Raw genomic sequence first — 24,933 nt, forward strand, 5'->3', positions numbered from 1 at the left:
CGCCGTTGCCGTGGCTGCCGGTTTCTGTCATAAGCCGGCCCGCGTCGAACCGCCCGGCCGATCAGGGCTGCCGTGGCGGCTCGTGCTGCTCCACCAGAAGCATCATCGCGCAAACCTCATCCGGCCCTCGCGGGCCGGCCCGAGGGACTTTCGCGCAACGGAGAGCCAAATGCCCAAGCTGAAGACCAAGTCGGGCGCCAAGAAGCGCTTCAAGATCACCGGAACCGGCAAGGTGATGTACGCCCAGGCCGGCAAGCGCCACGGGATGATCAAGCGGACGACCAAGCAGATCCGCAACCTGCGCGGCACGACGACCCTGTTCGAGGGCGATGCTGCCAATGTGAAGAAGTACTTCCTGCCCAACGCGCGGTAAGCCTTCGACACCCGTTGCCACTGTCTTTCGTCGAAACCAGGAGATAACCGATGGCCCGCGTCAAGCGCGGCGTGACCAGTCACGCGAAGCACAAGAAAGTTCTGAAGGCCGCCAAGGGCTATTACGGCCGGCGCAAGAATACGATCCGCATCGCCAAGCAGGCGGTCGAGAAGGGCATGCAGTATGCCTATCGCGACCGCAAGAACAAGAAGCGCACGTTCCGCGCCCTCTGGATCCAGCGCCTCAACGCGGCGGTCCGTGAGCACGGCCTGACCTATTCGCGCTTCATCGACGGCCTGGCCAAGTCCGGCATCGTCGTCGACCGCAAGGCGCTCTCGGAGCTTGCGATCCACGAGCCGGCGAGCTTTGCCGCCGTGGTCGAGAAGGCCAAGGCCGCGCTCCCCCAGACCACCGCCAAGGCTGCCTGAACCTCAGGCCGACGGCGAGACGTACGGAAGGCGCGGCTCTCCCCCGAGAGCTGCGCCTTCGTCGTTCTCAGCCCCCGCTCCGTCGCCATGACGCGCTTGCGCGACAGCGAACAACGCGCGAGAGCACACCGCGACGGCGGCTCAAACAACCCTGCTCGAAGATAGCGATGACCGATCTCGACACGCTCGAACGCGACCTCCTGGCCCAGGTGACGGCGGCGTCCGACGAGGCCGCCCTCGACGCGGTGCGGGTGGCCGCCCTCGGCAAGAAGGGCAGCGTCTACGAGTTGCTGAAGACCTTGGGCGCGATGACGCCCGAGGAGCGCAAGGAGCGCGGACCGCTGATCAACGGCCTTCGCGACCGGGTTCAGGGCGCCGTCACCGCGCGCAAGACGGCGCTGGTCGAGGCGGCCCTGGAGGCCCGTCTCGCCTCCGAGCGGGTCGACGTGACGCTGCCGCTGCGCGAGGCGCCGGAGGTGCGCGGCCGGATCCACCCGATCAGCCAGGTGATCGACGAGATCACCGCGATCTTCGCCGACATGGGCTTCGCCGTGGCCGAAGGCCCGGACATCGAGACGGACGAGCTGAACTTCACGGCCCTCAACTTCCCGCCGGGCCACCCGGCTCGCGAGATGCACGACACCTTCTTCCTGGCGCCGGACCGCGACGGGAAGCGCAAGGTGCTGCGCACCCACACATCGCCCGTGCAGATCCGTACGATGCGGGCGCAGACCCCGCCGATCCGGGTGATCATCCCGGGCCGGACCTACCGGCACGATTCCGACCAGACCCACACGCCGATGTTCCATCAGGTCGAGGGGCTGGTGATCGACACGGCGGCCAACATCGCCAACCTGAAATGGGTCCTGGAGGAGTTCTGCAAGGCGTTTTTCGAGGTGGACGGCGTGAAGATGCGCTTCCGGCCGTCGTTCTTCCCGTTCACCGAGCCGTCGGCCGAGGTCGACATCCAGTGCTCCCGCAAGGGCGGCGAGATCCGCTTCGGCGAGGGCGACGACTGGCTGGAGATCCTCGGCTGCGGGATGGTCCATCCGAACGTGCTGCGGAATTGCGGCCTGGATCCGGACGCGGTGCAGGGCTTCGCCTTCGGGGTCGGCATCGACCGGATCGCCATGCTCAAATACGGCATGCCGGATCTGCGGCCGTTCTTCGAGGCGGATGTGCGCTGGCTCGACCATTACGGCTTCCGGCCGCTGGACGTGCCGAGCCTGGTGGGCGGTTTGACGGGGTGAAGCGCCGAACCGCCTCTCCGGCAGCCTGCCAGCCGGTATCTGCGGCAGGCGTGTGATCCTGTTCATCCTACGGTCGAGCCGACGCGAGGCTCTCGAAGGTCCATCATGAAATTCACCCTCTCCTGGCTCAAGGATCACCTCGAGACCGAGGCCCCCCTCGACACCATCGCCGAGACGCTGACGCGCATCGGCCTGGAGGTAGAGGGTATCGAGGACAAGGCCGCCGCGCTCAAACCCTACGTGGTCGCGAAGATCCTCTCCGCGGAGCAGCACCCGAACGCCGACCGGCTGCGGGTCTGCAGCGTCGACGCTGGCACCGGAGCGCCGGTCCAGGTGGTCTGCGGCGCGCCGAATGCCCGCGCCGGTCTGGTCTCGGTCTTCGCGCCGCCGGGCACCTATGTGCCGGGCAAGAACATCACCCTGGCGGTCGGCACGATCCGGGGCGTCGAGAGCCACGGCATGCTCTGTTCGGGCGCCGAACTGGGCCTCGGCGAGGATCACGACGGCATCCTCGAGCTCGTCCCCGACGCACCGGTCGGTCAGCCTTACGCACTCCATGCCGGGCTCGACGATCCGGTGATCGAGATCAACCTGACGCCGAACCGTCCGGACTGCACCTCGGTCCACGGCATCGCGCGCGACCTCGCCGCCGCCGGGATCGGCACGCTGAAGCGCGAGACCTTGCCGGGGGTGCGCGGCGAAGGCCCCTGCCCCGTCGATGTCGCGCTGGCCTTCGATCCGGCGGACCGGCACCTGTGCCCGCTCTTCGCTCTGCGCCTCGTGCGCGGCGTGAGGAACGGGCCGTCGCCGGCCTGGATGCAGGCACGGCTGCGGGCGATCGGCCTGCGCCCGATCAACGCGCTCGTCGACATCACCAACTACGTCACCTTCGACCGCGGCCGGCCGCTGCACGTGTTCGACGCCGCAAAGGTCTCAGGCAATCTCACCGTGCGGCGCGCGCGGGACGGCGAGAGCCTGCTGGCGCTGGACGGGCGCACCCATGCGCTCACCGACGACACCGTGGTTATCGCCGACCAGGGCCGCGTCGAGTCGATCGCCGGCATCATGGGCGGACAGGCCTCCGGCTGCGACGAGACAACCACCGACGTGCTGATCGAATCGGCCCTGTGGGATCCGGCCAACATCGCCCAATCGGGCCGCCGCCTCGGCATCATCACCGATGCCCGCTACCGGTTCGAGCGCGGGGTCGACCCGGCCTTCACGCTGCCGGGCCTCGACCTGGCGACCCGTCTGGTCGTGGAACTCTGCGGCGGCACGCCGACCCAGGCGCGGATCTCCGGCGAGCCGCCGGAGTCCGAGCGGATCGTCGACTTCCCCTGGACCGAGGTGCGGCGGCTGGCCGGCATCGAGGTGCCGCGGATCGAGATGAAACTGATCCTCGAGACGCTGGGCTTCCACGTGTCCGGCAGCGGCGACCGGGTGAAGGTGCTGACGCCGTCCTGGCGGCCCGACGTTGAGGGCAAGGCCGACCTCGTCGAGGAGATCGTGCGGATCGCCGGCCTGGATCGGATCGAGGCCAAGCAACTGCCCCGGCTCGCCGGGATCGGCCGCCCGCTCCTCACCGTGATGCAGAAGCGCACCCGCGCCGCCAAACGCGCCCTGGCCAGCCGCGGCCTGATGGAGGCCGTGACCTGGTCCTTCGTCCCGCACGCGGATGCCGAGCTGTTCGGCGGCGGCGGTGCCGATCTCGTGCTGGCCAACCCGATCGCCTCAGAACTGTCGGACATGCGCCCGAGCTTGGTGCCGGGACTCCTGCGCGCCGCCCAGCGCAATGCCGACCGCGGCTATGCGGACGCGGCCTTGTTCGAAGTCGGCCAGTGTTTCGCCTCCGATGAGCCCGAGGGCCAGAGCATCCGCGCGGCTGCCGTGCGCCGCGGGAGCGCCGGGCTCGCGGGTGCCGGGCGGCACTGGGACGGATCGGCCAGGACCGTCGAGGTCTTCGACGCCAAGGCCGATGCCCTCGCGCTGCTGGGCAGCCTCGGTGTGCCGACGGGCGGCCTGCAGGTGACGTCGGGCGGGCCATCCTGGCTCCATCCGGGCCGCTCGGGCACGCTGCGCTTCGGGCCGAAGACCGAGATCGGCTGGTTCGGCGAGGTGCATCCGCGGACCCTGCAGGCGCTCGACCTCAAGGGCATCCTCGTCGCCTTCGAGATCGTGCTCGACGCGCTGCCGCTGCCCAAGCACAGGCCCACCAAGGCCAAGCCCGCCCTCGCCCTGTCCGAATTCCAACCCCTCTCCCGGGACTTCGCCTTCGTGGTCGGCCGCGACGTGCCGGCCGGCGACATCGTGAAGGCCGCCCAGGGCGCAGAACGCAAGCTCGTCACGGGCGTCGAAGTGTTCGATCTCTACGAGGGCGCGGGCGTGCCGGAGGGCTTGAAATCGGTGGCGATCGCGGTGCGGCTGCAGCCGGTGGAGCGGACGCTGACCGATGCGGAGATCGATGCGGTGAGCGCGAGGATCGTCGCCGAGGTCTCGCGCCGAACCGGTGCGACCCTGCGAACCTGAGGTGGCAACATGAGCCGGATCGCTGCACTGATCGAAGACCTTGCGGCAGCCGAGCACCGGCCGACCAAGGCGCTGCGCGAAGCGCTTTCGCATCCGGCCCCGATCGCCGAGGCGACGCTGCCGTTGCTGGGGGCGGCCGCCGACGGCCGCGAACTCGCCCCGGAGGAGGAAAACCTCTTGTTCTGGGGCCTGCACGTCATGGCCCATGCCCGGGACACCCGGGCCCTGCCCCCGCTCCTCAGGCTGCTCCGGCAGGACGAGGAGACGCTCGACGCGGTACTCGGCGATGCCCTGACGGCGACCCTGGCCAAGGTCCTGGCGAGCCTGTTCGACGGCGATCCCCCGCCACTCTTCCGGCTGATCCTGGACAGCACGGTCGACGACTATGCCCGCATGGCGTTGCTGTCCGCCTGCACGTTCCTGACCCTGGAAGGCCGGATCGAGCGCGGCGCGATGCACGATCTGCTCGTCCGCTTCGACGATGCGCAGGCCGCCGTGGAGGAAGCACCGGTCTGGATCGGCTGGGAGGAGACGATCGCGCATCTCGGCTTCCGGGACCTCGCACCACGGGTCACGGCGGCGCGGGCAGACGGGCGGATCACCGACGAGATCAGCGACGCAGCCTGGTTCAAGGAGGCCCTGCGCAAGGCCGAGACCAAGCCCGACGACCGGGACCGGCTCGGCCCATACCAGTACGGCTACCTCGACGATCCCGTCGAGGCGCTCGACTGGACCGAGGAGGGCGCGGGCGAGCCGGTGCGCAACCCATTCAAGGATGTCGGGCGCAACGATCCTTGTCCCTGCGGCTCGGGCAAGAAATTCAAGAAGTGCTGTCTCGGCCAGGAGCCGGCGGAAGGCCCCTGGATGCCGCCGGGATCACCTTCCGCCTGACGCACCAGCCCCATTGAGCGGGTTGTCGGGGTCCCAGGCGTAGCTGAGCGCCTCGAACCGCATCGAGCGGGCATCGACCATCAGCAGGCGCCCGACCAGCGGCTCGCCGAAACCCGCCACCGCGCGGATGACTTCCATGGCCATCAGCGAGCCCATGACCCCGGCCAGCGCCCCGAGGATTCCGGCCTCGGCGCAGGCCGGCACGCTGCCGGGCGGCGGCGGGTTCGGGAACAGGCAGCGATAGGTCGGGTTCGGGGTGCCGTCCGGACCGCTCTCGTGCGCCCGGATCGTCGTGAGCGTCCCGTCGAAGCGGCCCAGCGCCGCCGTCACCAGCGGACGCCGCGCGTGGTAACAGGCATCAGAGACCGCATAGCGGGTCGCGAAGTTGTCGGATCCGTCGGCGACGAGGTCGTAGCCGGAGATCAGCGCGACCGCATTGTCCGGTTCGATCCGGTACGGGTGCGGCACGACCTCGACGTGCGGATTGAGGCGCGCCACGGCATCGACGGCGCTCACGACCTTAGGCCGGCCGAGATCCGGCGTGCCATGGATCACTTGGCGCTGGAGGTTCGAGAGCGAGACCGTATCGTCGTCGACGATCCCGATCGTGCCGATGCCGGCGGCAGCCAGATACTGGATCAGCGGCGCGCCGAGCCCCCCCGCCCCGATGACGAGCACCCGGGCCGCCTTGAGGCGGGCCTGCCCGGGTCCCCCGACCTCGGCCAGGACGAGGTGGCGGGCGTAGCGTTCGATCTCTTCGGGAGCGAGGGCCATTGGCAGCAGATAGTCGGCCGCGGCGCTCTGCGGAAGCGCCGCAAACGAAAACGCCGCCCCGGTCAGGAGGCGGCGTAGAAAGCTGATGTCGAACGGATCAGCGCGGGGCGAGGATCATGATCATCTGGCGGCCTTCGAGCATGGGCTCGCTCTCGACCTTGGCGATCTCGGCCGTCTCGTTCTTCACGCGCTCCAGGAGGCGCAGGCCGATATCCTGGTGAGCCATCTCACGACCGCGGAAGCGCAGGGTCACCTTGACCTTGTCCCCCTCCTCGAAGAAGCGGTGCACCGACTTCATCTTGGTGTCGTAGTCGTGTTTGTCGATGCCGGGGCGAAGCTTGATCTCCTTCACCTCGACCGTCTTCTGCCGCTTGCGCGCCTCGTTCTGCTTCTTCTGCTCGTTGAAGCGGAAGCGCCCGTAATCGAGCAATTTGCAGACCGGCGGTACCGAGTTCGGCGCGATCTCCACGAGATCGAGGCCGGCTTCCTCGGCAAGCGTCAGGGCATCGAAGAAGGGGACGACGCCGCGGTTTTGCCCGGTATCGTCGATCAGCTGCACTTCCCGCACCCCGCGGATATCGCGGTTGGCGCGCGGCCCGTCCTTCTGCGGGGCCGGCATGGCTCTCATCGGTCTACGAATGGCTTCGGTCTCCTGCTGCAACGACGAAACGGCGGACCGGACGACCCAACTCGAGGATCTCCTGACCGCCAGCCGCTCCGGTCCCTTCCGGACATACTACGTTGGCGGAAGCACGGCCAGAGTCAACGGCCCGGCGGCGAGGCGCGCGAAATAATCGGCTGCGTCCCCGCGGGATTCCGGCGGGGCGCAGGCCTCGACCGAAACTCGGTTGGGAAAGACGGAGTCCCATGTCACGGCGCTGAGGCATGTCCGCCGAGCCGGTGGTCGCCGGGATCTTCCGCTCACCTCCGGCGGCCGAGCAGATCGGCGTAGACCGCCAGCGTGTCGCCGACCATGCGCTCCAGCGAAAAGTTCGCCTCGACATGGGCGCGACCCCGGCGCACCAGCGCATCGCGGGCGCTGGCGCCAAGCGACAGGGCTTCCGTCAGCGCCGCGGCGAGCGCGGCTGCGTCGCCGGGCGGCACGCGCCAGCCGGTCCGCTGGCCGGGCGCGACGTCCGGCGGTGCCAGCACCGTCTCGGGCACGGCGCCGAGATCGGAGACGACGACGGGCGTGCCGAGCGCCTGCGCCTCCACAGCCGAGCGCCCGAACGCCTCGGGCTCCACCGAGGGCACCGCAACCACGGAGGCAGCCCGGAAGGCCGCCGGCATGTCGGTGCAGTGGCCGACCCGGCGCACGATGTGGCCGAGACCGCGGGCGGCGATCAGCGCGTCGAGTTCTCGCTCGTAGGCGGTACGCCCCTGCGGGTCGCCGGCCAGCACCACGGCAAGGTCCGGGACGCCTTCGTCGCGCATCTGCGCGGCGGCGTCGATGAGCACGCGGTGCCCTTTCCAGGCCGTGAGCCGGGCCGCGAGCAGGATCACGCGCTCGTGCGGCGCCACATTCCAGGCCCGGCGCAGGGCCTCGACCCGGCCGGCGCCGACCGCGACCGGATTGAAGATGGCGAGATCGGTGCCGCGGTGGATGACCCGCACCCTGTCGCCGGCCTGCTCGTCATGCAGCCGGTGGATCAGATCCGCGGTGTAGCGCGAGTTGGCGATCACCACGTCGCCCCGGGCCATCACGGAATTGTACAGCACCTTCACGCCGGTGCGGCCGGAATAGCTGCCGTGATAGGTCGTTACGAACGGCAGGCCGAGCTGGCGGGCGGCCCCAAGCGCCACCCAGGCCGGGGCGCGCGAGCGGGCATGGACGATCTGCACCCCCTCGCGCCGGCACAGGGCCATCAGCCGCACGACGTTCATCGCCATGCGGGCCGGATTCTTCGCCGCCGCCGGAAAGCGGAGCCAATGACCGCCCTTGGCCTGCAACTCCCCGACGAGGCGACCGCCCTCGGTTGCGACCATGGCCCGGGCGCCGACCGCCGCGAGGGCGCCCGCGACATCAACGGTTGTCCGCTCGGCGCCACCGGCCTCGAGTTCCGGGATGATCTGGAGCACGCGGGCACCCGCCAGCGCGCCGATTTCGGCCGGGAAGCCCGACAGACCGCGCATCACGTCGCCCATTCGCGGCTCTTCGGCGAGGAGGCGCAAGCCCCCTGCCGGCATCTGCAACAAGCTCGTACCCATTGCTCCAGCATCGCTGTCGCGCTTTACGGTCCGGTAAACGGAGCCTGAAGCCGACCCGGTCAGGGAAGGACTTCCTCAGGGTCAACATAGAGCTACCGGAGAGATCGATGACCGATGCGGGCCCGGATTTTCTCACCGTCGGCGAGGGCGACGCGGCGCGGCAGATCGCCGTGCGGGTGCGCGAGGGAAACGGGCCGCCGGTCGTCTGGCTCGGAGGTTTCCGCTCCGACATGACCGCCACCAAGGCGGCGGCGCTGGACGCCTGGGCGACCCGCGAGAAGCGGGCTCTGGTCCGGTTCGATTATGCCGGCCACGGCGCCTCGGGCGGAAGCTTCGCCCGCTGCACCATTTCCTCGTGGCTCGAAGACGCGCAGGCGGTCGTGGCCGCCCATACCCACGAGGCGCCGATCCTGGTCGGCTCGTCGATGGGCGGGTGGATCGCCTGCTTGGCGGCCCGCGGGCGTGCGGTGCGTGGTGAGAAGACCGCGGGGCTCGTGCTCGTCGCACCGGCCCTCGACTTCACCGAAGACTTGATCTGGGAGCAGATGGACGAGACGGCGCGCGCCGCGCTGCTGCGCGACGGCGTCCTCAAAAGGCCGAGCGAATACGCGCCCGAGCCCGCTCCGATCACCCTGGGACTGATCGAGGACGGCCGCCGCAACACGCTTCTCCGCGGACCCTTCGATCCCGCCTGCCCGGTCCACATCCTCCAGGGTATGCGCGATCCGGACGTGCCTTACACGCACGCGCTCAAGACTCTCGGCCGGCTGCCGGCCGCGGGGACTGTGCTCACACTGATCGCCGACGGCGACCACCGCCTGTCACGGCCGCAGGATATCGCGCGACTCGTGGCGGCGGTGGCCGGGATCGCCTGATCGGCGGATCAGTGCAGGCTGACCGGCAGGAGATCGTGGGCGGCCGCATTGGCCAGCACCACGGCGCGGGAATCGGCGAGCATGATCGGCTCGCCGCTCGCCGAGAGCAGTGCGAAGAGGTCGAGGCCGGGCATCAGCTCCGGGGCCTGCGGGAAGAAGCGCCGCACCTCGTCGGACCGGATCGGACGGACATAGGCGATGTGGCCCTCCCCGAGTGCGGCGAGATCAGCCGGCTTGAACTCGGCCGGGTCGAGATCGGCGGGGGTCAGTGGCGATACGTTCAGGTCGGTCATAGATTGCCCTCCTGGGTGGCAGAGCGTCCGCCTCCGGTCCCGGAGGCACCGGCGGCTCCGCATTGATGTGGGGATTCCCGACGCCCGATCAATCGGCCTTGGACCCAAGTCCTGAAAAGTCGCCGCCGGTTTTCAACCCAGAGCATGTGCTAGTCGCGGGCGCCGATATCGATCTTGCGCACGACCCGATCGGGCTCCGGCCGGACGAGGTCGATCGAGAGCAGGCCGTTGGCCAGATCCGCGCCCAGAACCTCCATGCCATCGGCCAGGAGGAAGGCGCGCTGGAACTGGCGGGCCGCAATGCCGCGGTGAAGGAAATGCCGCTCGCGCTCGTCGACCTGTCGGCCGCGGACCACCAGCTGGTTCTCCTCCAGCATCACGTCGAGTTGATCGCGCGTGAAGCCGGCAACGGCCAGCGTGATGCGCAGGCGCTCCGGCTCCCGGTCGGTGCGCGGCAGGCGCTCGATGTTGTAGGGGGGATAACCGTCGTTGGCTGCCTTGGAGACCCGATCGAGGGCCTGCTCGATCTCGTCGAAGCCGAGCAGGAACGGATGCCCGAAGGGCGAGGGTCGAGTCATGCGGCCGTCATCCTCAGAGCGAGGCCTCCGACCCTGGGACTTGCCGCACCCCGTGGATCTCCGAGCACCTCGACGCCATGGAGCCCGTGCGAGACAGCGCTCCGCCGGGCGGAACGCCGCCGGCAGAGGAGAGATATGGCCGAGGGCCGACACCCCATCAAGGGAGCGGACCGGATTCGTCACTTCTCAGGGAGCGATGGCGTGAAACGGGATAATTCGGCAATTGAAGCCGGGATGTAAAAGCAAAGTCCGCGACGGCTTAGCTTTGGTCTAACAGTTTGGAACTGCTCTGATTTTCTCGTCGGGCCTTGATCCGCGGCGCGCTCCTGGATACTGCCGCGGCTGGCGATCGTCCGGACAGGACGGGCGTTCGCCCTCGATCTCCCGTTCTCAGGGATGCAGCGGAGCCTCGATGAGCGCGCCTTCGATCCCGCCGAGTCATGCGACGATGCAGCGCGTCGCCGACGTCTGCGGAGACGAGGCCGACATCCTGGCGCTGTCGGTCGCCCGATTCGTGGCGGCCGGCTATATGACGAGCGATGTCGCGTGCTGGAACGCAGCCTTCGACGGCGCCGAGCAGCTTCTCGGCGCCGTCGAAGGCTGCCGTTTCGTCGCCTGCGTGGTGGCGATCGTCCGGGCGCTCCGGGCGGAACGCGAGGGCGATTGGTCCTTCATGCCGGCGAGCTGCTGCCGGGTCACAGGCCATGAATGCGCGCTGGTGGCGCTGATCGGTCGGGGCCGGCGCAGGCTCTGGACCGATTTGGAAGCGGCCGCGGCCGAGATCACGGGGCGCGAAGCGGCGCCTCGCCTCGTGGAAGCGGTCCGCGCCGCGGTCGCCACTCTGGACGCGGCGGCCGAGCGCTTGGCGCCGACGGCCTGTCCAAACAAGGTCGTGTTGCACTGAGTTGACCGCCCCGGCGGGACGCCCCGGCCCCGCCGCCGGATTCGAGAGGAAGAGGAAACCGGTTTGGTGCTTGCCTTGAGCGTCCCCCTGTACCGCCGGCGGATCGGGCGACTCGCCTACGATACCGCGGCCTGTCTCGCGCTGTCGGCGCTCCTGGTCGTCTCGGCACTGGCGCAAGACGCCTCCGCCGAGAAGGCGGCACCGCTGAAGCTGCAGCTCAACAAGGTCGAGACCGCGGGCGAGGCCTGCCGGATCACCATGGTGGTGGACAACGCGCGAGGGCCCGGCCTCAAATCCTACAAGGTCGATCTGTTCGCTTTCGACCCGGACGGAGTCGCCCAGAAGCGCGTGGCCGTGGAGCTGGGCCCCCTGCCGCCCCGCAAGACCACTGTGAAGATCTTCGATTTCCCGGGCATCGCCTGCAACAAGGTCGGCCGGGTGCTCCTGAACGACGTCCTGGCCTGCGACGGGGGCGACGCGGCCAAGGAAGCTTGCTTGGAGCGGACCGAGACCGAGACGAAGGCCGGCATCGCCTTCGATCGCTGATGCGGACGGCCTGAGGGCCTTCGAGACCACGCCGCCCGGCAGCGATCGCCGCCGGGCGGCCAGCGGCTTTCGCCGCACCCCGACGAGACGGCGGTCCCAGGGCCGCCCGAGACCACGACGCCAGGAGCCCGCGATGGACCCGACTCAAGCCCCGATGGAGGCCGCCCACGACTTCTCGTTCCTCGGCCTGTTCCTGCAGGCCGACCCGATCGTGAAGGGTGTGATGATCCTGCTCGTGATCGCCTCCATCGCGTGTTGGACAGTCGTCTTCGAGAAGGTCATCCGGCTGTCCGCGGCGCGGCGCCAAGCCAAGGCGTTCGAGACCCTCGTGCGCTCGGGCGGGAGCCTCGACGGCGACCACAGGGGCATCGCCGGGCACGTCGTGAAGGCCGCGGTGGACGCGTGGCGCGACCAGGATTCCACCGAGACCCGGGCGGAACGGCGGGAGCGGATCGAGCGAGCGATGCGCGGCGCCCTCGGCCTCGAGGTGAAGCGCCTGCGGACGGGCCTGTCACTGCTGGCGACGGCCGGCTCCACCGCCCCGTTTGTCGGCCTGTTTGGGACCGTCTGGGGCATCATGAACTCGTTCTCGTCGATCGCGCGGAGTCAGGACACCTCGCTCGCCGTGGTGGCGCCGGGTATCGCGGAGGCGCTGTTCGCCACGGCCATCGGCCTCGTCGTCGCGATCCCGGCGGTCATGGCCTACAACAAGCTGTCGGGCGACGTCGGCAGCGTCCAGAGCGCGTTCACGTCCTACATCTCGGTACTGGGCAACCGCCTCGCGCGCGACCGAGCCGGCCATCACCGCGCGGCGGCCGAGTAGCCGTCCGCATCGTAACCGGCCGCACAGGGCCGACCGCAATCAACCGGAGACGCCTCGATGGCGATGGGATCGATCCGCGCGAGCGACGAGGACGGCCTCGACGACGCGCCGATGTCCGAGATCAACGTCACCCCGATGGTCGACGTGATGCTCGTCCTGCTGATCATCTTCATGGTCGCGGCCCCGCTGATGACCACCGGCGTGCCGGTGCAGTTGCCCAAGACGGCGGCGGCCAAGGTGGCGCAGTCGAAGAAGCCCCAGGAGGTCACGATCGACAAGGACGGCAACCCATCCATCGCCAAGGAGGTGTTCACGATGGAGAGCATCGTTCCGCGCCTGCGCGAGATGGCAACTGCCGACAAGGATCAGGTGATCCTGGTGCGTGGCGACCGGGACGTGCCCTACGGCAAGATCATGGAGGTGATGGGTCTCGTGGGCCAGGCGGGTTTCACGAAGGTGTCGCTGATCGCCCAAGCGCCGGGCGGCCCGGCGCCCGGCGCCCCTGCAGGGACCGTCCGCTGAGCCGATGAGTACGTTGACTTCGACGGATCGGCCGGACGATCTCGGCGGACGCCGGCCGTCCGGGCTGGTCGCCGCCTTCCTGGTCGCGCTCGCGCTGCACGCCGTCGCACTGGTGGCGGTGACGTTCTACCGGCTCACGCCGCCCGCGCCCCCCGGTGAGCAGCAGATCACCGTCGACCTGGCCCCGGTGATGACCGACGCGCCGACCGAGGCGCCGGCAGAGCAGCAGATGAGCCAAGCGGCGCCGCCCGAGGCGAAGCCGGTCGAGCTGCCGCCCGACGAGGCCGTTCAGCCGCCGCCGGACCAGACACAGGCCGTCACCGAACCGCCATCGGAGGCCAATCCGGTCGAGGCCCAGGGTGAAGTCATCACCTCAACATCGGAGGCCGCCGAACCGCTGGCGCCGCCGCCGGCGGAGGTCGCCAAGACCGAGGAGCCGCCGAAGCCCGAGCCGGATCCGGCCAAGCTCAAGGCCGAGCGGGAGGCCAAGCTCCGGAAGATCCGTGAGGAGAAGCTGCGCGAGCAGAAGCGCGAGGAGGCGCGCCAGGAGCGCCTGGAGGAGATCCGCGAGGCGAAGGCCAAGGCGGCCCGCGAAGCCAAGGCCAAGCAGGCCAAGGCGCAGGAGGGCTCCGAGGCGCGCAACTCCGCCTCGGCCTCTCGACAGAACGCAGCCGGCCGCGCCGCAGCAGGCAGCGATCCGAGCGCGCTGCGACAGTGGACGGGCGCGATCAGCGCGGCGATCCACGGACGGATGAATCCTGGCGCCGCCGCCGGCACCAGCGGGGGCACCGCGATGGTGCGCTTCACGGTCATGCGTTCTGGTCAGGTGACGGGGGCGGGCCTCGCCCGCTCCAGCGGCGTCAGCCAGATCGACAGCGCCGCTCTGTCGGCCGTGCGCGGCAGTCTGCCGGCTGCGCCGGCCGGCGTGACGCAATCGAGCCTCTCGGTCACGATCCCACTCAACTATCGCGTGCGTTGAGTTCAAGCAGGCAACGCTCGGCTATGCAGAGATGCCTGTCTCGATTGAACAGCGACGCCTCGGTCTGAGACGAATACCGTGCACTGTCCTGCCCGACCGGCGGTCCGGATTCGCCATCGGGCGCGCGGGCGTGCTAATGCCTGCCTGATCGCGGCCTCGAGCGGTCGTCGAATGACGGCGTAGCGGGGCGGATTATCCGGCCTTGCCCTCCAAAACCCCCTCGAACAGGCCGGGCCCGACCCAGATACCGTCCCGCGCGTTTTGCGAGGATCGGTAGCGCTGGGCGGGGGTGAAAGGGATAGGATGAGCGACGAGACCGAGACTGACCTCGAAGAGGCCGAGGACATTCGCGACGCGGAGGCGGAAGCGAAGACCCGCGCCGACAATCGGGCCGAGCGCGCCGAGCGCGCCGAGCGCATGGCCCGCGAGGGCGCGCAGGCGATGGCCGAGCATCACGCGGCGATCAAGGCGATCGACGAGCGGACCCTCCGCCTGCGTTCCCTGCGCCTCGCCAAGGAAGCTGCCGAAGCGCAGACCAAGGCCGCCGATGCGCAGACCAAAGCGGCCGAGAAAGAAGCCAAGGCGGCCGCGAAGGTTGCCGCCAAGAATGCGGGCAAGGGTGCTGCCAAGAAGGTCGCGCCCAAGAAAGCTGCCGCGAAGGACTGAGGGCCAATGGCCGACGATCGTAACCGCCGCCGTTTCACCGATCCTCGCGCGGCAGCCGAGGCGGCCTTCAAGGCCGCCACGACCGCTAAACCAGCCGCACCGCCGCCACCGGCCGCCCCGCGCCCCGTGGTGGTACCCGGTGCTCGGGAGATGGTCACCCTGCGCCTCGACGGCGCCGTTCTGGCCCATTTCCAGAAAGACGGGCCAGGATGGCAGGATCGCATCAACGAGGCGCTCAAAGCGCTCGTCCCTCCGGCTGAAGACTGAGGCCGGGCTGGCTGCCGGTCCTAAGCGCTGTCTCCCTGGATTAAGCCCGACGTCGCAGCGCGGCCCAAGATTCGGGCAGTCGTTTTCCAGGCGCGCGGTGCGTTGGAGGAATGCGACCCGAAGCCAGCTTAGGCAGACGCGAAGCGTTCGCTGGCGACCAAGTCGCGCGACGATCGCATCACTTCGCGGCCGACTCTCCCATCGCCGTCCTCCGACTTTTGAGGCCTCCGGAAAAAAGGCAGCGATTCAGTCGCCGGGGACGACACCGCGTCGGTCGCAAATCATCCGGCGTTCGGGCGCGTGCGCAGGATCCGGTTCACCGCACGGTCGAGAGCCGACAGGAATGCCGACCGATCGGCGCGCGAGAACGGTGGCGGCCCGCCCGTGATCGTCCCGGCCTCTCGCAGAGACTGCATCAGATCGCGGGTCGCGAGCGCCATGCCGATCGACGCCTCGCTGAACGGCTTGCCGGTAAACGCCAGCACCGTCGCGCCGGCCTTCACGCAGCGGGCCGCGAGGGGCACGTCGGCGGTGAGAACGATGCTGCCCGGCCCGGCACGCTCGGCGATCCAATCGTCGGCAGCATCGAGCGCCGAGCCGACGACGACACGCACGATCCACGGCTCGCGCGGCAGGTTCAGCACGCTGTTGGCGACCACGTGGACGGTCAGGCCGTAGCGCGCAGCCACCCTGTAGGTCTCATCCTTGACGGGGCAGGCATCGGCGTCGAGGTAGATCGGCGGCCGGGCCGGTTCCGCGCTCATCGCCTCGGCACCAGCTTCGAGGCGAAGCCCGCCAGGATCAGGAGCGCGCCGAGGACGAAGTCCCAGCGCTCGATGTCGCCGCCGACCGAGAGCACGATGGCCCGGCCGATCACGAACAATCCGATGCCGGGCGGCCCGAAGCGCAGCACCAACGCCACCACGGTCAGGATCGTCGAGCGCCCGGTCTCGGTCCGTGCCATCAGCGGGCCGCCACGACGCGGCGCGGCGCCAGATCCTCGACGGCCACCGCATCGACGGCGCCCCGCTCCAGCGTTGCCACCGCGAGCGGCGCCCCGCGGCCGCGCAGCGCATGCGCCCCGAGCGAGCGCGCACGCACGCCCGCGGGCAGGCGCGGGAGCCGACCGAGGAGGTCCTGCGAGATCAGGATGCCGACGCCCAGGGGGCGGCACAGGGCCTCGATCCGCGAGGTCACGTTCACGGCATCGCCGAAATACGCGATCTTGTGCCGGTCGACGCCGACTTCCGCGGTGACCACGGAACCGCCGTGCAGCGCCGCGCGCAGCCGCGGAACCGTGCCGAACCGCGCCGTCCAGGCGGCCGCATCTGCCTCGATCCGGTCGATCACGTCGAACACGCAGGTCACGCAGCGCGCATCCTTCAGGCCGCGCGTCATCGGCCAGGTCACCATGGCGAGGTCGCCGATATAGTCGTCGACGGAGCCGCCGTTGCGGCGCACCGGCTCGGCCAGGGTGGCGAAGACGGCGCCGAGATATTCCTGCGCGCGCAGGTCCCCGTGCGCCTCGGCGAAGGCCGTCGATCCGACGACATCGAGGAAGAGGAAGATCCGCTCTTCGGCCACCGGCTTGTGATAGCGGCCGATCATGAAGTTCACGAACACCTCGCCGCCCACAAGGTCGCGCATCCGGATCACGAACACGAGGAGGCCGGCCACGGCCAGCGCGTAGGCGAGGACCCGCGCCGTCATTCGCGTCGCCGTGGCGAGGTCGTCACCGGTGAGCGCGAAGCCCCAGACCACCAGGCCGCCCAGCGCGTTGCCCGCCACGATCATCAGCACATAGGCGAGTTCCGCCGCCACGACGTAGAGCCAGGCCGGCAGCCGTCGGATCCGGGCCTGGAGGCCGGCCAGGATCAGCCCGCGGTCGAAGGCCAGCACCGTGGTCCCCATGCAGAGACCGTAGGTGAAGCCGGCGAGCGGCGAAGCGCCGTCCGCGAAGATGAAATTGTAGAGCAGCCCAGCGCCCCCGGAGGCGAGCAGGATCAGACTCCAGAACATCCGGTGGGCCGGCAGCATCAGCGCGACTCCTGCAGGACCAACCGATCGGCCGCGTCTCGGACAGGGCTCGAGGCCGTTCCGGGCGCGGGACGCGCGGTCCGCCGCGGCGCAGGCTTGACGGGCTCGTTGAGCACGGCGTGAGACACTGGCCTAAAGTTTAGCGACGGAGCGGCGACCGCCCATTGCTCATCCCCCCAAGATGGCGCGAGTAAGGCGTGCCGCGGTTCAGGGGCGGAGCCGTGGCGGACGTTCGCGCGACCGGTTTCGGTCCGCGGCCCCAAAGCCTGCGCCGCCGACGTGGTCCCACTTCGGCGGCGACAATGATGCCATCCAAAGAGCTGCGCGGAATCGCCCTACGCGTTGCCGCTTGCAGCCATCGCGGCGAGGAAGGGAGCGCTGCCATGTACGCCAGGAGCTTCGGCGCGACGCGTGTCTCGGTGTCTGTCATCGGCCAGGGCACGTGGCATATCGACGGGTCAGACCGGGCCGACGCCGTGCGCGCGCTGCGGGCCGGCATCGATGCCGGCATGACGCATATCGATACGGCCGAGATGTACGGTGACGCCGAGGCGATCGTGGCCGAGGCCATCGCCGATTGCCGCGAGGAGGTGTTCCTCGTATCCAAAGTCGTACCGGGCAATGCCACGCGCCGCGGGGTCGCGCGGGCCTGCGAGGCGTCGCTCCGGCGCCTGAGTACCGACCGGCTCGACAGCTACCTGCTGCACTGGCCCGGGCAGCATCCCCTGGAGGAGACGATCGCCGGCTTCGAGGACCTGCGCCGGGCCGGGAAGATCCTGTCTTGGGGCGTGAGCAATTTCGATGTCGACGACCTCGACCGGGCGCTCGCCATCGCCGGGCCTGACCGGATCGCCTGCAATCAAGTGCTGTACCACCTGAACGAGCGGGCGATCGAGCACGCGGTCCTTCCGTGGTGCGTTAAGCACGGCGTCGCGATGGTGGGATATTCCCCGTTCGGCAGCGGCGAGTTTCCCGACCCCGCGAGCGTCGGCGGCCGCGTGCTCGCGGGCATCGCCGAGAGCCACGGCACGACCCCCTACGCCGTGGCGCTGGCCTACCTGACGCGACTACCCGGAACCTTCACGATCCCCAAGACGGGCCGCCCCGCCCGCGCGATCGAGAACGCGGGCGCGGCCGACCTGCATCTCGGGCCGACCGAGATCGCCATGATCGACGCGCATTTCCGCCGCGGCCCGCGTCCCAGGATGCTGCCGATGCTCTGACGGCCCATGCCTCAGGCCCGGCGTGCGTAGGGCACCGGGGCATCCGAAGACGCGGCGCGGACCCGGTTGCGGCCGGCCTTCTTGGCCGCATACAGCGCCGCGTCGGCCGCGACGAACAGGGCATCCGGCGCGGCACCGGAACACGGCTCGGCGCTGGCGACGCCGACGCTGACGGTGGCGACGCCGCCCACCTCCGGCGCATGCGCGATCCGCAGGTTCACAACCGCCCTGCGGACGCGCTCGGCCACGCTGCTCGCCGCCGCCGCATCGAGGCCCGGGAGGATCGCGGCAAACTCCTCGCCGCCGATGCGGAACCCGATGCCGCCGCCATCAAGCGCCTGGCGCAGGCAATCGGCCACGGACCGCAGAACAGCGTCGCCGCAATGGTGTCCGAACCGGTCGTTGAACTGCTTGAAATGGTCGGCGTCGACGATCATCAGCGCCAGGGGCGCGCCGCGCTGGGCCGCCCGACTCCACTCCGCGGAGAAGACCTCGTCGTAGCTGCGCCGGTTCGGCATACCCGTCAGGCCGTCGGTCCGCGCCAGCAGGACGAGTGCGGCATTGGCCTCGCGGGAAGACGCTTCGGCCGCCGCATGGCGGCCGACCTCCCTCTGGAGCAGGATCGTCAGCCCGAACGTCAAGACGTTGAGACACACGAACAGCACGGCGATGATCGTCGCCTTGCAGATCCACGCGGCCCGAATGCTCTCGGCGCTCATGGCGACCATCACGACCAGGGGCAGTTCGTCGAGGTTGGCGAAGGCATAGAGACGCTCTTGGCCGTCGAGAAACGGGCGGCCGAGGAATTCCCCGCGCTGGTGCTCGGCGTAGACGCGATATCCGGGACTGGTGGCGATGCTTCGGCCAGGGAAGGCCGAACCAGTCGGCGCGCGGACCATGAGCGTCCCGTCGCGGTGGAAGAGGCTGAAGGTAAGGCCGTCATCGAAGCTCAGTCGGCGGAACAACGTCTGGAAGTGGTCGAGGAAGATCACGCCGGTCACGATCCCCACGAAGGAACCGTCCGGCGTCTCGATGCGCCGGGACAGTCGAATGATCTCCCGCCCGGTCACGCGGGAGCGGGACGGCCCGGTCAGGATCAGTCCGGCCGACGGATCGCTCCGCAGCGCTTGGAATTCCGGCAGATCGCTGAGGTCGGGCGCGACGGTCTGGTTCGGATCGTTGGTGATCTGCACGTGCCCGGCCGCGTCCGTGATCTCCAGCGGGCCCAATCCGGACGCCTTCGCGCTCGAATCGAAGAGCGCGAGCCGTCTGAGGTCGGCGTCGAGGGCTGGGATATCCGAACGTGCCGCCAACCGGGCCGCGCCGCGGAGGGACTCATGGTAGGATCGGATGCTGTTGCCGACTCCCTCCTCGATCACAGACAGGAGATTCTCGGTGTTCCGTTGCGCATTGTGCCAGGCGATGTCGCGCAGATCGATGCAGAGATAGGTCCCGAGCAGGATCAGGCAGACCAAGAGGCTCGCGCCGCCGGCCGTGATCAGGCGCGAGGCCCGGTCGGCGAGAAGCGCGCGGATTGCGGCATCGGTCGATCGCAGGATCATGTGAACCGAGGCGGAACGGTTGGGGTGAGCCGCGCCATTGCGACCACCAATCCATTCATCGGCGCCCAGGATGAACGGTGAAGATTGAAAAAGTCGTTATTCTTATGTCTACAAGGCGCAAATACAGTATAAACTTAGCCTGAGATTATTGAGCGCGGGCGCCCGCGCTCCGTCACCCCGCGGCCGCTGGTGATCGCGCCTCCCTGGGCAGCCTCCACAGGGAACCACCCGCGACATCGTCCGGCATCAGAGTCGATTCCGACGAGGCTGGTCGGACGTGAGCGCGTTTCGCTCGGCGATGAGGCAGTCGACCAGGCGCGCGACGAGGTTGCCCGGAGGTCGTCCCGCGGGCCGGATCAGCAGTGTCTCGATCGGCAGGCTGGGCTGGAAAGGCCGCAGCACGATCGGCAGGCCCGTGAGGGCGCGCGCCGGAACCGGATCGACGACGGCAATCCCCAGACCTTCGGCCACAAGGCCGCAGCGGGCCGCCGTATACTGGGCCATGAACGCGAAGCGCGGCTCGATTCCCGCTTGGGCCACCATCTCTTCGAGCGCGTGCTGGAACGCCCCGGGCGCGCCCGCCACCAGGGTTTCACCGGCGAGGTCGTGCACGGTGATCACCGGCTTGTCGGTCAGGGCGTGATCCCGCGGTAACGCGCACACAGCCTGGACGAAGAGGAAGGGCTCGCACGCCACGCCAGTGTAGCCTGATCGCGGCCGTACGAGACCGATATCGCACTGCCCCGACGCCGCCCAGGACCAGATCGTGTCGGGACCCGGCACGTGCACCGCGACGCGAACCTCCGGATGGTCGGCTTTCAGGCGCCGGATCGCCCGCGGGAGCAGGTGCGTGGCCAGCGACGGCTGGCAGGCGATCCGCAGCGGGCCGATCCCCAATTCCCGGATCTGCCGGGCAGCGTGGTGAAGGTGTTCGAGCCCGGCATAGGTCCGCTCGACCTCGCGCGCAAAGGCTTCGCCCTCCTGGGTCGGCGACGCGCTCCCGTGACCACGGACGAAGAGCGCGAAACCGAGATCCGCTTCGAGCTGCGCGATGGCGCGGCTCACGTGCGGTTGGCCGACACCCAAGGCGGCGGCGGCCTTGGTCATTCCGCCATGGCGCAGCACCGCGCGGAAGAGGTCGAGATGGGCCGGGTTCAACATGCCCAATCTGCATGGGAATGACGATAGTCGGCATTTGACGGCATGAGGCGAGGATGCTTGTCAAGCTCCCGACGTCGCGCCCGCGGCGTGTGACCCGGCAGCGCTCCGAGATCATCCGACGATCATGCTTACCCTCGTGCTCTCCTCGGCCCTCACCCTTGCGGCCGGCATCAGCATCGTGGTCCAGCAGGCGATGAACGCGAACCTGCGCGCGGCACTCGGTTCGGCGGCGTGGTCAGGCTTCGTCAGCTACGCGGTCGGGGTCGTCTGCATGACGCTGCTCGCCCTGGCGCTGCGCGATCCACTCCCTGCAGCGAGCGTGGCCGCGCGCATTCCGTGGTGGGCCTGGAGCGGCGGCCTGTTCGGGGCGATCTATATCGGACTCGCCATCCTTCTCGTTCCGCAGATCGGGGCCGGAACGTTTCTGGCGCTCCTCGTCACCGGCCAGATGCTGGCCTCGGTCATCTTCGATCATTTCGGCTGGATCGGCCTCGCCCAGCGCCCGATCGATGTCTCGCGCGCCCTCGGCGTCGCCCTCCTGATCGGCGGCGTCATCCTGATCCGGCGGTGATGCAAGCGTGCACCGTCGCCACCGGCTCCCGCTACTCGCCGATCCCGAACAGCTTCTCGACGAAGTTGCGGTCATCCTTGGCCGGCGCCCGACGGACGGGTGCCTGCGGACGCGGCGGGGGCGCCGCGGGGTCGCCGAAGATCTGGCCGAGGAGGTCGGCCGGGGAACCCGGCGCGGCGCTCGCCACCGAGGCCGTGGTCTCCGGCGGCTTGCGCCAGCGGTTCAGGCCGGGCAGCGGGACCGGATTCTGCCCCTTCAGGGCTTGAGTCATGTAGGTCTTCCAGATCTCCACTGGCAGGTTCCCGCCCGACGCCTTCTTGGTCGGCTCGCCGTCGTCGTTGCCGAGCCAGACCCCGGTCACGAGGCTGCCCGAGAAACCGATGAACCAAGCGTCGCGGAAATCCTGGCTGGTGCCGGTCTTGCCGGCGAGGTCCCAGCCCGGGATGTCGGCCTTCTTGGCGGTACCCATCACGAAGGTCTCGTGCATCATCGCGTTCATCATGCCGTCGGCATTCGCGTCGATGACCCGGCCGAGCCCACTGTCGGAGCGCTTGTAGAGAATCTTTCCGTCCGCGCCCTTCACGGAGGTCACCACGTAGGGGATCACCCCGTTGCCGCCGTTTGCGAAGGCCCCGTAGGCGCCGACCATCTCCAGCAGCGTCACCTCGGAGGTGCCGAGCGCGATCGAGCCGTTGGCCTGGAGCGGCGAGGTGATCCCTAGGCGCTGCGCGGTCTGCACCACGGTCTTCGGGCCGACCTCCTGGCCGAGGCGGACCGCGACCGTGTTGAGGGAGAGCGCCAGCGCTGTGCGCAGGGTGACTGCCCCCTCGTATTTGTGGGAATAGTTCTCCGGCGCCCAGTTGCCGATGCGGATCGGCGCATCCTCCCGCACCGTGTCGGGCGTGGCCCCGTGCTCCACGGCGGCCAGGTAGACGAAGGGCTTGAACGAGGAGCCGGGCTGGCGCTTGGCCGTGGTCGCGCGGTTGAACTGGCTCTGCGCGTAGTCGCGACCACCGATCAGCGCTCGGATAGCCCCGTCGGGTCGCATCGACACGAGCGCGCCCTGGCCGACATTGTAGCGTGTGCCCTTGGCGTTCAGCTCGTCCGTCAGCGATTTCTCGGCCGCGGCCTGCAGGCCCGTATCCACGGTAGTCTGCACCGTGATGTCGGTGTCGAACTTGCCGACGTAATCGTCGAGCACGTCCATCACCAGATCGGCGACGTAGTTGGCCGAGCCGCCGCCGCGGGCATTGGCGGGCCGAGCCGGCTGGGCGAGAGCCACCTTCACGTCTTGTGCGGGGACGAAGCCGAGTTCCTGCATGGCAGCCAGCACCTGCGCGGCGCGGGCCTGCGCGGCCGGCAGGTTGCGATTCGGGGCAAGCCGCGAGGGCGCCTGCACAAGGCCGCCGAGCATCGCGGCCTGCGCGAGGCTCACCTCCTTGGCGGGCTTGCCGAAGTAGCGCTGTGCCGCGGCCTCGACGCCGTACGCGCCGGCGCCGAAATAGACGCGGTTCAGATACAGTTCGAGGATCTCGTCCTTGCTGTACTTGTGCTCCAGCCAGAGGGCCAGGATCGCCTCCTGGATCTTGCGCGAGGCCGAGCGTTCCGGAGTCAGGAACAGGTTCTTGGCGAGCTGCTGGGTGAGCGTCGATCCACCCTGCGCGACGCCGCGCCGGGTCAGGTTCTGGCCGATCGCCCGGAGGATGCCCACCGGATCGACGCCGAAATGCTGGTAGAAGCGCCGGTCCTCGATCGCCACGAAGGCGCGGGGCAGGTAGGGCGGCAGTTCCTTGATCGAGACGACCCGGCCGCCGGTCTCGCCGCGGTTGGCGAGCAACGAGCCATCGCTCGCCAGGATGGCGATGTTGGGCGGCCGCTTGGGCACCGCGAGCTGGTCGATCGGCGGCAGCTGCGAGGCGTGGTAGGCGATCAACCCGGCCAGCCCGATCACCGCCCACAGGCCGAGCACGACGGTCCCGTAGACGATCCGGCCGAGCCAGGAACGCCTGCGCCGGGTGCGGCCCGATCCCTTCGGTCGAGGTGCCGTCTTGGCCGGCGCCCGCGCCGTCACGTCCGATCGCTTCGCCACGCGCTCTCCCGCCCCGGCCCGGTCCTCGCGGGACAGCCGCAGGTCGAGTTCGCCCCGATCCCTAATGCGCCCCTCGGGCACATCGAAGTTCGGCTCAATCCTGCCGCGACCCTTGGCCATGCATCCCGTCTTCGAACGATCCGAACCGACGCGCGTGTCTGTTGCGGCGCACTCCGGTTTCCGCACGCTAAATGCGGCGGTTTAAGGGGCCGTTATCGATCCGTTCAGCACGCGGGGCGGGCAGCAGTCGGACGCTACCCTCAACTGTCGGATGCGGAAGCTCCAGCCGGTCGTTGGCCGAGCACGCGCCGCGCCTCGGTCAGCAGCACCGGATGCCGGACCGCTTGCGGTCCGGCATCCGGGGTCTCGCGGCCGAGCCGTGCGATGCGCGCCTTGAACAGGCCGCGGCGCAGGCCGAACCGGCCGATGCTGGCCATGAGTGCCTGAAGGACGATCCGGACCGCCTCCGTGCGCTCCCGCTCCTCCAGGAGTTCGACCTTCAGGGCCTCCTCCCGTTCGAGCGCCGCAACGAGTTCCAGCCGAACGGCGGCGCGGGTCGCTTCGTCCTTGCGCGCGGCGTCCAGATGGATCCGGCATTCCTGCAGGGCGCTGAGCAGCAGCAGCTCCTGCGCCGACGCATCTCTCATCGAGGCCTCCCGGGGCACCGTCTCCCGCTGGAAAGCCAGGAGCGCGCCCGATCTCTGTCAAATTTCGACGCCTGTCCGCATCCAGGGCTGGCGAACCGTCACGTGATGTCGCCATACCCACCGCAGCCTCCGGCCGGAAGTCACCGGTCGGAGATATCGATGCCGCCACCGTGAGCGAGAAAGGATCGAGACCGTGCGTTGTCGGATTGCGCTGGCCCTGGGAGGCCTGATGCTGGCCCCGGGCCTTTTCGAACTCGCCCCGGCCCGGGCCGCCCAGCTCGACACGGTGAACCTGATCGGCTGTGCCCAGGAAGGCGGGGTCTGCCGGATGCCCTATCCCACCAATGTCTATTACGGCGTCCCCGGTAAGACCAACGGCCGGCCGTTCCCGCAGGGCGGCATGATCCCCTGCAACAGCCAGACCTTCGGCGACCCCGCCCCCGGCCAGGCGAAGAGCTGTTGGTATGCGCCGCGCATCAGCGACCGCCGCGGGGGCGCCCCCCGCTCGCGTGACGAAGACTACGATGACCGCGGGCGGGACGAATATCGCTACGGCCGCGACTACGACCGTCCGCCGGTGCGCCGTCCCTCCGACGAGGATTACGGCCGCGAACGGCGCCGCTACCGAGACGAGCCGGACGACTATTGATCATCTGACGGCGAGAGCAGTCTCGCCACCGTATCCGGCCTGTTAACCGCTGTCCGGCATCGTTCCCCGTCGCGGAGCTTGGCTCTGCGGT

General features: G+C 69.3%; 28 protein-coding genes. 16 read left to right on the plus strand and 12 right to left on the minus strand.

Annotated elements, in window-relative coordinates; genetic code table 11:
* The first annotated feature begins 169 nt into the window (after positions 1 to 169).
* From rpmI to Q8W67_RS03045, 5 genes are all read left to right on the plus strand, one after another.
* A complete protein-coding gene (rpmI, locus tag Q8W67_RS03025) occupies positions 170 to 373 on the plus strand; it encodes a 50S ribosomal protein L35 (protein ID WP_007561407.1) in 204 nt (67 codons plus the stop codon).
* 50 nt (positions 374 to 423) lie between these two features.
* The gene (gene rplT / locus Q8W67_RS03030; protein WP_043355811.1) at positions 424 to 801 is read left to right on the plus strand and encodes a 50S ribosomal protein L20; all 378 of its coding nucleotides are present in this window, start codon (positions 424 to 426) and stop codon (positions 799 to 801) included.
* Positions 802 to 968: 167 nt separating this feature from the next.
* On the plus strand, positions 969 to 2,051 hold the full coding sequence (gene pheS / locus Q8W67_RS03035; protein WP_305540492.1) for a phenylalanine--tRNA ligase subunit alpha: 1,083 nt from the start codon (positions 969 to 971) through the stop codon (positions 2,049 to 2,051).
* A gap of 105 nt (positions 2,052 to 2,156) precedes the next feature.
* Positions 2,157 to 4,577, plus strand: a complete 2,421-nt coding sequence (gene pheT / locus Q8W67_RS03040; protein ID WP_305540493.1) for a phenylalanine--tRNA ligase subunit beta — start codon at positions 2,157 to 2,159, stop codon at positions 4,575 to 4,577.
* 9 nt (positions 4,578 to 4,586) lie between these two features.
* The gene (locus tag Q8W67_RS03045) at positions 4,587 to 5,468 is read left to right on the plus strand and encodes a DUF1186 domain-containing protein (protein ID WP_305540495.1); all 882 of its coding nucleotides are present in this window, start codon (positions 4,587 to 4,589) and stop codon (positions 5,466 to 5,468) included.
* Here Q8W67_RS03045 and Q8W67_RS03050 read toward each other — a convergent pair.
* The 3 genes from Q8W67_RS03050 to Q8W67_RS03060 form a co-directional block, all read right to left on the minus strand.
* The gene (locus Q8W67_RS03050; RefSeq protein WP_305540497.1) at positions 5,454 to 6,242 is read right to left on the minus strand and encodes a molybdopterin-synthase adenylyltransferase MoeB; all 789 of its coding nucleotides are present in this window, start codon (positions 6,240 to 6,242) and stop codon (positions 5,454 to 5,456) included. The genes Q8W67_RS03045 and Q8W67_RS03050 overlap by 15 nt on opposite strands.
* A gap of 97 nt (positions 6,243 to 6,339) precedes the next feature.
* Positions 6,340 to 6,861 carry a translation initiation factor IF-3 gene (infC, locus tag Q8W67_RS03055; protein WP_007561393.1) on the minus strand — a complete coding sequence of 174 codons (522 nt, stop codon included), beginning with the start codon at positions 6,859 to 6,861 and terminating at the stop codon, positions 6,340 to 6,342.
* A gap of 302 nt (positions 6,862 to 7,163) precedes the next feature.
* On the minus strand, positions 7,164 to 8,387 hold the full coding sequence (locus tag Q8W67_RS03060; RefSeq protein WP_370693802.1) for a glycosyltransferase family 4 protein: 1,224 nt from the start codon (positions 8,385 to 8,387) through the stop codon (positions 7,164 to 7,166).
* Positions 8,388 to 8,557: 170 nt separating this feature from the next.
* Here Q8W67_RS03060 and Q8W67_RS03065 point away from each other — a divergent pair, with 170 nt between their 5' ends.
* Positions 8,558 to 9,325 (plus strand): carboxylesterase, encoded by a 768-nt coding sequence (locus Q8W67_RS03065; RefSeq protein WP_305540501.1) that lies wholly within the window; start codon positions 8,558 to 8,560, stop codon positions 9,323 to 9,325.
* A gap of 8 nt (positions 9,326 to 9,333) precedes the next feature.
* Here Q8W67_RS03065 and Q8W67_RS03070 read toward each other — a convergent pair whose 3' ends face one another.
* Together Q8W67_RS03070 and Q8W67_RS03075 are read right to left on the minus strand one after the other, a co-directional pair.
* Positions 9,334 to 9,618 (minus strand): DUF1150 domain-containing protein, encoded by a 285-nt coding sequence (locus tag Q8W67_RS03070; RefSeq protein ID WP_305540503.1) that lies wholly within the window; start codon positions 9,616 to 9,618, stop codon positions 9,334 to 9,336.
* Positions 9,619 to 9,767: 149 nt separating this feature from the next.
* Positions 9,768 to 10,196 (minus strand): Hsp20 family protein, encoded by a 429-nt coding sequence (locus Q8W67_RS03075; protein WP_305540505.1) that lies wholly within the window; start codon positions 10,194 to 10,196, stop codon positions 9,768 to 9,770.
* Between the two features lie 412 nt (positions 10,197 to 10,608).
* On the opposite strand from Q8W67_RS03075, the gene Q8W67_RS03080 reads away from it, so the two are divergent.
* The 7 genes from Q8W67_RS03080 to Q8W67_RS03110 all read left to right on the plus strand — a co-directional run bounded on the left by Q8W67_RS03080 (position 10,609) and on the right by Q8W67_RS03110 (position 14,903).
* Positions 10,609 to 11,100, plus strand: a complete 492-nt coding sequence (locus tag Q8W67_RS03080) for a hypothetical protein (RefSeq protein WP_305540507.1) — start codon at positions 10,609 to 10,611, stop codon at positions 11,098 to 11,100.
* A gap of 66 nt (positions 11,101 to 11,166) precedes the next feature.
* Positions 11,167 to 11,646, plus strand: a complete 480-nt coding sequence (locus Q8W67_RS03085; protein WP_305540510.1) for a Tat pathway signal protein — start codon at positions 11,167 to 11,169, stop codon at positions 11,644 to 11,646.
* Between the two features lie 133 nt (positions 11,647 to 11,779).
* A complete protein-coding gene (locus tag Q8W67_RS03090) occupies positions 11,780 to 12,469 on the plus strand; it encodes a MotA/TolQ/ExbB proton channel family protein (RefSeq protein ID WP_305540512.1) in 690 nt (229 codons plus the stop codon).
* Between the two features lie 57 nt (positions 12,470 to 12,526).
* Positions 12,527 to 12,991, plus strand: coding sequence for an ExbD/TolR family protein (locus tag Q8W67_RS03095; RefSeq protein WP_305540514.1), 465 nt, complete (start codon positions 12,527 to 12,529; stop codon positions 12,989 to 12,991).
* A 4-nt stretch (positions 12,992 to 12,995) separates the two neighbouring features.
* Complete coding sequence (locus Q8W67_RS03100; RefSeq protein ID WP_305540517.1) at positions 12,996 to 13,970, plus strand: energy transducer TonB; 975 nt, start codon at positions 12,996 to 12,998, stop codon at positions 13,968 to 13,970.
* A 303-nt stretch (positions 13,971 to 14,273) separates the two neighbouring features.
* Positions 14,274 to 14,636 carry a hypothetical protein gene (locus tag Q8W67_RS03105; RefSeq protein WP_305540520.1) on the plus strand — a complete coding sequence of 121 codons (363 nt, stop codon included), beginning with the start codon at positions 14,274 to 14,276 and terminating at the stop codon, positions 14,634 to 14,636.
* Between the two features lie 6 nt (positions 14,637 to 14,642).
* Positions 14,643 to 14,903, plus strand: a complete 261-nt coding sequence (locus tag Q8W67_RS03110) for a BrnA antitoxin family protein (RefSeq protein WP_305540522.1) — start codon at positions 14,643 to 14,645, stop codon at positions 14,901 to 14,903.
* Positions 14,904 to 15,184: 281 nt separating this feature from the next.
* On the opposite strand, the gene Q8W67_RS03115 is transcribed toward Q8W67_RS03110, so the two are convergent.
* From Q8W67_RS03115 to Q8W67_RS03125, 3 genes are read right to left on the minus strand one after another with little or no spacing between them, the layout of a single operon-like run.
* Positions 15,185 to 15,667, minus strand: coding sequence for a YaiI/YqxD family protein (locus tag Q8W67_RS03115; RefSeq protein ID WP_305540523.1), 483 nt, complete (start codon positions 15,665 to 15,667; stop codon positions 15,185 to 15,187).
* Positions 15,664 to 15,867, minus strand: coding sequence for a hypothetical protein (locus Q8W67_RS03120; protein WP_305540525.1), 204 nt, complete (start codon positions 15,865 to 15,867; stop codon positions 15,664 to 15,666). Before Q8W67_RS03120 ends, Q8W67_RS03115 begins: the two co-directional genes overlap by 4 nt.
* The gene (locus Q8W67_RS03125; RefSeq protein WP_305540527.1) at positions 15,867 to 16,940 is read right to left on the minus strand and encodes an adenylate/guanylate cyclase domain-containing protein; all 1,074 of its coding nucleotides are present in this window, start codon (positions 16,938 to 16,940) and stop codon (positions 15,867 to 15,869) included. Before Q8W67_RS03125 ends, Q8W67_RS03120 begins: the two co-directional genes overlap by 1 nt.
* Before the next feature lie 383 nt (positions 16,941 to 17,323).
* Between Q8W67_RS03125 and Q8W67_RS03130 the strand changes: the two genes are divergently transcribed.
* Positions 17,324 to 18,163, plus strand: a complete 840-nt coding sequence (locus tag Q8W67_RS03130) for an aldo/keto reductase (RefSeq protein WP_305540529.1) — start codon at positions 17,324 to 17,326, stop codon at positions 18,161 to 18,163.
* Positions 18,164 to 18,174: 11 nt separating this feature from the next.
* On the opposite strand, the gene Q8W67_RS03135 is transcribed toward Q8W67_RS03130, so the two are convergent.
* A complete protein-coding gene (locus Q8W67_RS03135) occupies positions 18,175 to 19,725 on the minus strand; it encodes a diguanylate cyclase domain-containing protein (RefSeq protein WP_305540531.1) in 1,551 nt (516 codons plus the stop codon).
* Between the two features lie 246 nt (positions 19,726 to 19,971).
* The gene (locus Q8W67_RS03140; protein WP_305540534.1) at positions 19,972 to 20,886 is read right to left on the minus strand and encodes a LysR family transcriptional regulator; all 915 of its coding nucleotides are present in this window, start codon (positions 20,884 to 20,886) and stop codon (positions 19,972 to 19,974) included.
* 124 nt (positions 20,887 to 21,010) lie between these two features.
* On the opposite strand from Q8W67_RS03140, the gene Q8W67_RS03145 reads away from it, so the two are divergent.
* Positions 21,011 to 21,457, plus strand: coding sequence for a DMT family transporter (locus Q8W67_RS03145; RefSeq protein ID WP_305540537.1), 447 nt, complete (start codon positions 21,011 to 21,013; stop codon positions 21,455 to 21,457).
* Positions 21,458 to 21,488: 31 nt separating this feature from the next.
* Here the strand turns inward: Q8W67_RS03145 and Q8W67_RS03150 are convergent, their stop codons facing one another.
* Both Q8W67_RS03150 and Q8W67_RS03155 read right to left on the minus strand, forming a co-directional pair.
* Positions 21,489 to 23,666 (minus strand): transglycosylase domain-containing protein, encoded by a 2,178-nt coding sequence (locus tag Q8W67_RS03150; RefSeq protein WP_305540540.1) that lies wholly within the window; start codon positions 23,664 to 23,666, stop codon positions 21,489 to 21,491.
* Positions 23,667 to 23,806: 140 nt separating this feature from the next.
* Complete coding sequence (locus Q8W67_RS03155) at positions 23,807 to 24,193, minus strand: ATP-dependent helicase (protein WP_305540542.1); 387 nt, start codon at positions 24,191 to 24,193, stop codon at positions 23,807 to 23,809.
* A 193-nt stretch (positions 24,194 to 24,386) separates the two neighbouring features.
* Here Q8W67_RS03155 and Q8W67_RS03160 point away from each other — a divergent pair, with 193 nt between their 5' ends.
* Positions 24,387 to 24,842 carry a hypothetical protein gene (locus Q8W67_RS03160; protein ID WP_305540545.1) on the plus strand — a complete coding sequence of 152 codons (456 nt, stop codon included), beginning with the start codon at positions 24,387 to 24,389 and terminating at the stop codon, positions 24,840 to 24,842.
* The last annotated feature ends 91 nt before the right edge of the window (positions 24,843 to 24,933 follow it).

It is taken from the genome of Methylobacterium sp. NEAU K (genome assembly GCF_030700285.1).
In the GTDB taxonomy this organism is placed as follows: Bacteria; Pseudomonadota; Alphaproteobacteria; order Rhizobiales; family Beijerinckiaceae; genus Methylobacterium.

Bases quoted from the DNA above. Each gene is read 5' to 3' on its own strand.
- Q8W67_RS03090 (WP_305540512.1), top strand. From the start codon at position 11,780: ATGGACCCGACTCAAGCCCCGATGGAGGCCGCCCACGACTTCTCGTTC.
- Q8W67_RS03100 (WP_305540517.1), top strand. From the start codon at position 12,996: ATGAGTACGTTGACTTCGACGGATCGGCCGGACGATCTCGGCGGACGC.
- Q8W67_RS03105 (WP_305540520.1), top strand. From the start codon at position 14,274: ATGAGCGACGAGACCGAGACTGACCTCGAAGAGGCCGAGGACATTCGC.
- Q8W67_RS03155 (WP_305540542.1), bottom strand. From the start codon at position 24,193: ATGAGAGATGCGTCGGCGCAGGAGCTGCTGCTGCTCAGCGCCCTGCAG.
- Q8W67_RS03045 (WP_305540495.1), top strand. From the start codon at position 4,587: ATGAGCCGGATCGCTGCACTGATCGAAGACCTTGCGGCAGCCGAGCAC.
- rpmI (WP_007561407.1), top strand. From the start codon at position 170: ATGCCCAAGCTGAAGACCAAGTCGGGCGCCAAGAAGCGCTTCAAGATC.
- rplT (WP_043355811.1), top strand. From the start codon at position 424: ATGGCCCGCGTCAAGCGCGGCGTGACCAGTCACGCGAAGCACAAGAAA.
- Q8W67_RS03075 (WP_305540505.1), bottom strand. From the start codon at position 10,196: ATGACTCGACCCTCGCCCTTCGGGCATCCGTTCCTGCTCGGCTTCGAC.
- Q8W67_RS03080 (WP_305540507.1), top strand. From the start codon at position 10,609: ATGAGCGCGCCTTCGATCCCGCCGAGTCATGCGACGATGCAGCGCGTC.
- Q8W67_RS03060 (WP_370693802.1), bottom strand. From the start codon at position 8,387: ATGGGCGACGTGATGCGCGGTCTGTCGGGCTTCCCGGCCGAAATCGGC.
- Q8W67_RS03120 (WP_305540525.1), bottom strand. From the start codon at position 15,867: ATGGCACGGACCGAGACCGGGCGCTCGACGATCCTGACCGTGGTGGCG.
- Q8W67_RS03150 (WP_305540540.1), bottom strand. From the start codon at position 23,666: ATGGCCAAGGGTCGCGGCAGGATTGAGCCGAACTTCGATGTGCCCGAG.
- Q8W67_RS03110 (WP_305540522.1), top strand. From the start codon at position 14,643: ATGGCCGACGATCGTAACCGCCGCCGTTTCACCGATCCTCGCGCGGCA.
- Q8W67_RS03135 (WP_305540531.1), bottom strand. From the start codon at position 19,725: ATGATCCTGCGATCGACCGATGCCGCAATCCGCGCGCTTCTCGCCGAC.
- infC (WP_007561393.1), bottom strand. From the start codon at position 6,861: ATGCCGGCCCCGCAGAAGGACGGGCCGCGCGCCAACCGCGATATCCGC.
- Q8W67_RS03050 (WP_305540497.1), bottom strand. From the start codon at position 6,242: ATGGCCCTCGCTCCCGAAGAGATCGAACGCTACGCCCGCCACCTCGTC.
- Q8W67_RS03145 (WP_305540537.1), top strand. From the start codon at position 21,011: ATGCTTACCCTCGTGCTCTCCTCGGCCCTCACCCTTGCGGCCGGCATC.
- Q8W67_RS03130 (WP_305540529.1), top strand. From the start codon at position 17,324: ATGTACGCCAGGAGCTTCGGCGCGACGCGTGTCTCGGTGTCTGTCATC.
- pheS (WP_305540492.1), top strand. From the start codon at position 969: ATGACCGATCTCGACACGCTCGAACGCGACCTCCTGGCCCAGGTGACG.
- Q8W67_RS03095 (WP_305540514.1), top strand. From the start codon at position 12,527: ATGGCGATGGGATCGATCCGCGCGAGCGACGAGGACGGCCTCGACGAC.
- Q8W67_RS03125 (WP_305540527.1), bottom strand. From the start codon at position 16,940: ATGCTGCCGGCCCACCGGATGTTCTGGAGTCTGATCCTGCTCGCCTCC.
- Q8W67_RS03115 (WP_305540523.1), bottom strand. From the start codon at position 15,667: ATGAGCGCGGAACCGGCCCGGCCGCCGATCTACCTCGACGCCGATGCC.
- Q8W67_RS03065 (WP_305540501.1), top strand. From the start codon at position 8,558: ATGACCGATGCGGGCCCGGATTTTCTCACCGTCGGCGAGGGCGACGCG.
- Q8W67_RS03070 (WP_305540503.1), bottom strand. From the start codon at position 9,618: ATGACCGACCTGAACGTATCGCCACTGACCCCCGCCGATCTCGACCCG.
- pheT (WP_305540493.1), top strand. From the start codon at position 2,157: ATGAAATTCACCCTCTCCTGGCTCAAGGATCACCTCGAGACCGAGGCC.
- Q8W67_RS03140 (WP_305540534.1), bottom strand. From the start codon at position 20,886: ATGTTGAACCCGGCCCATCTCGACCTCTTCCGCGCGGTGCTGCGCCAT.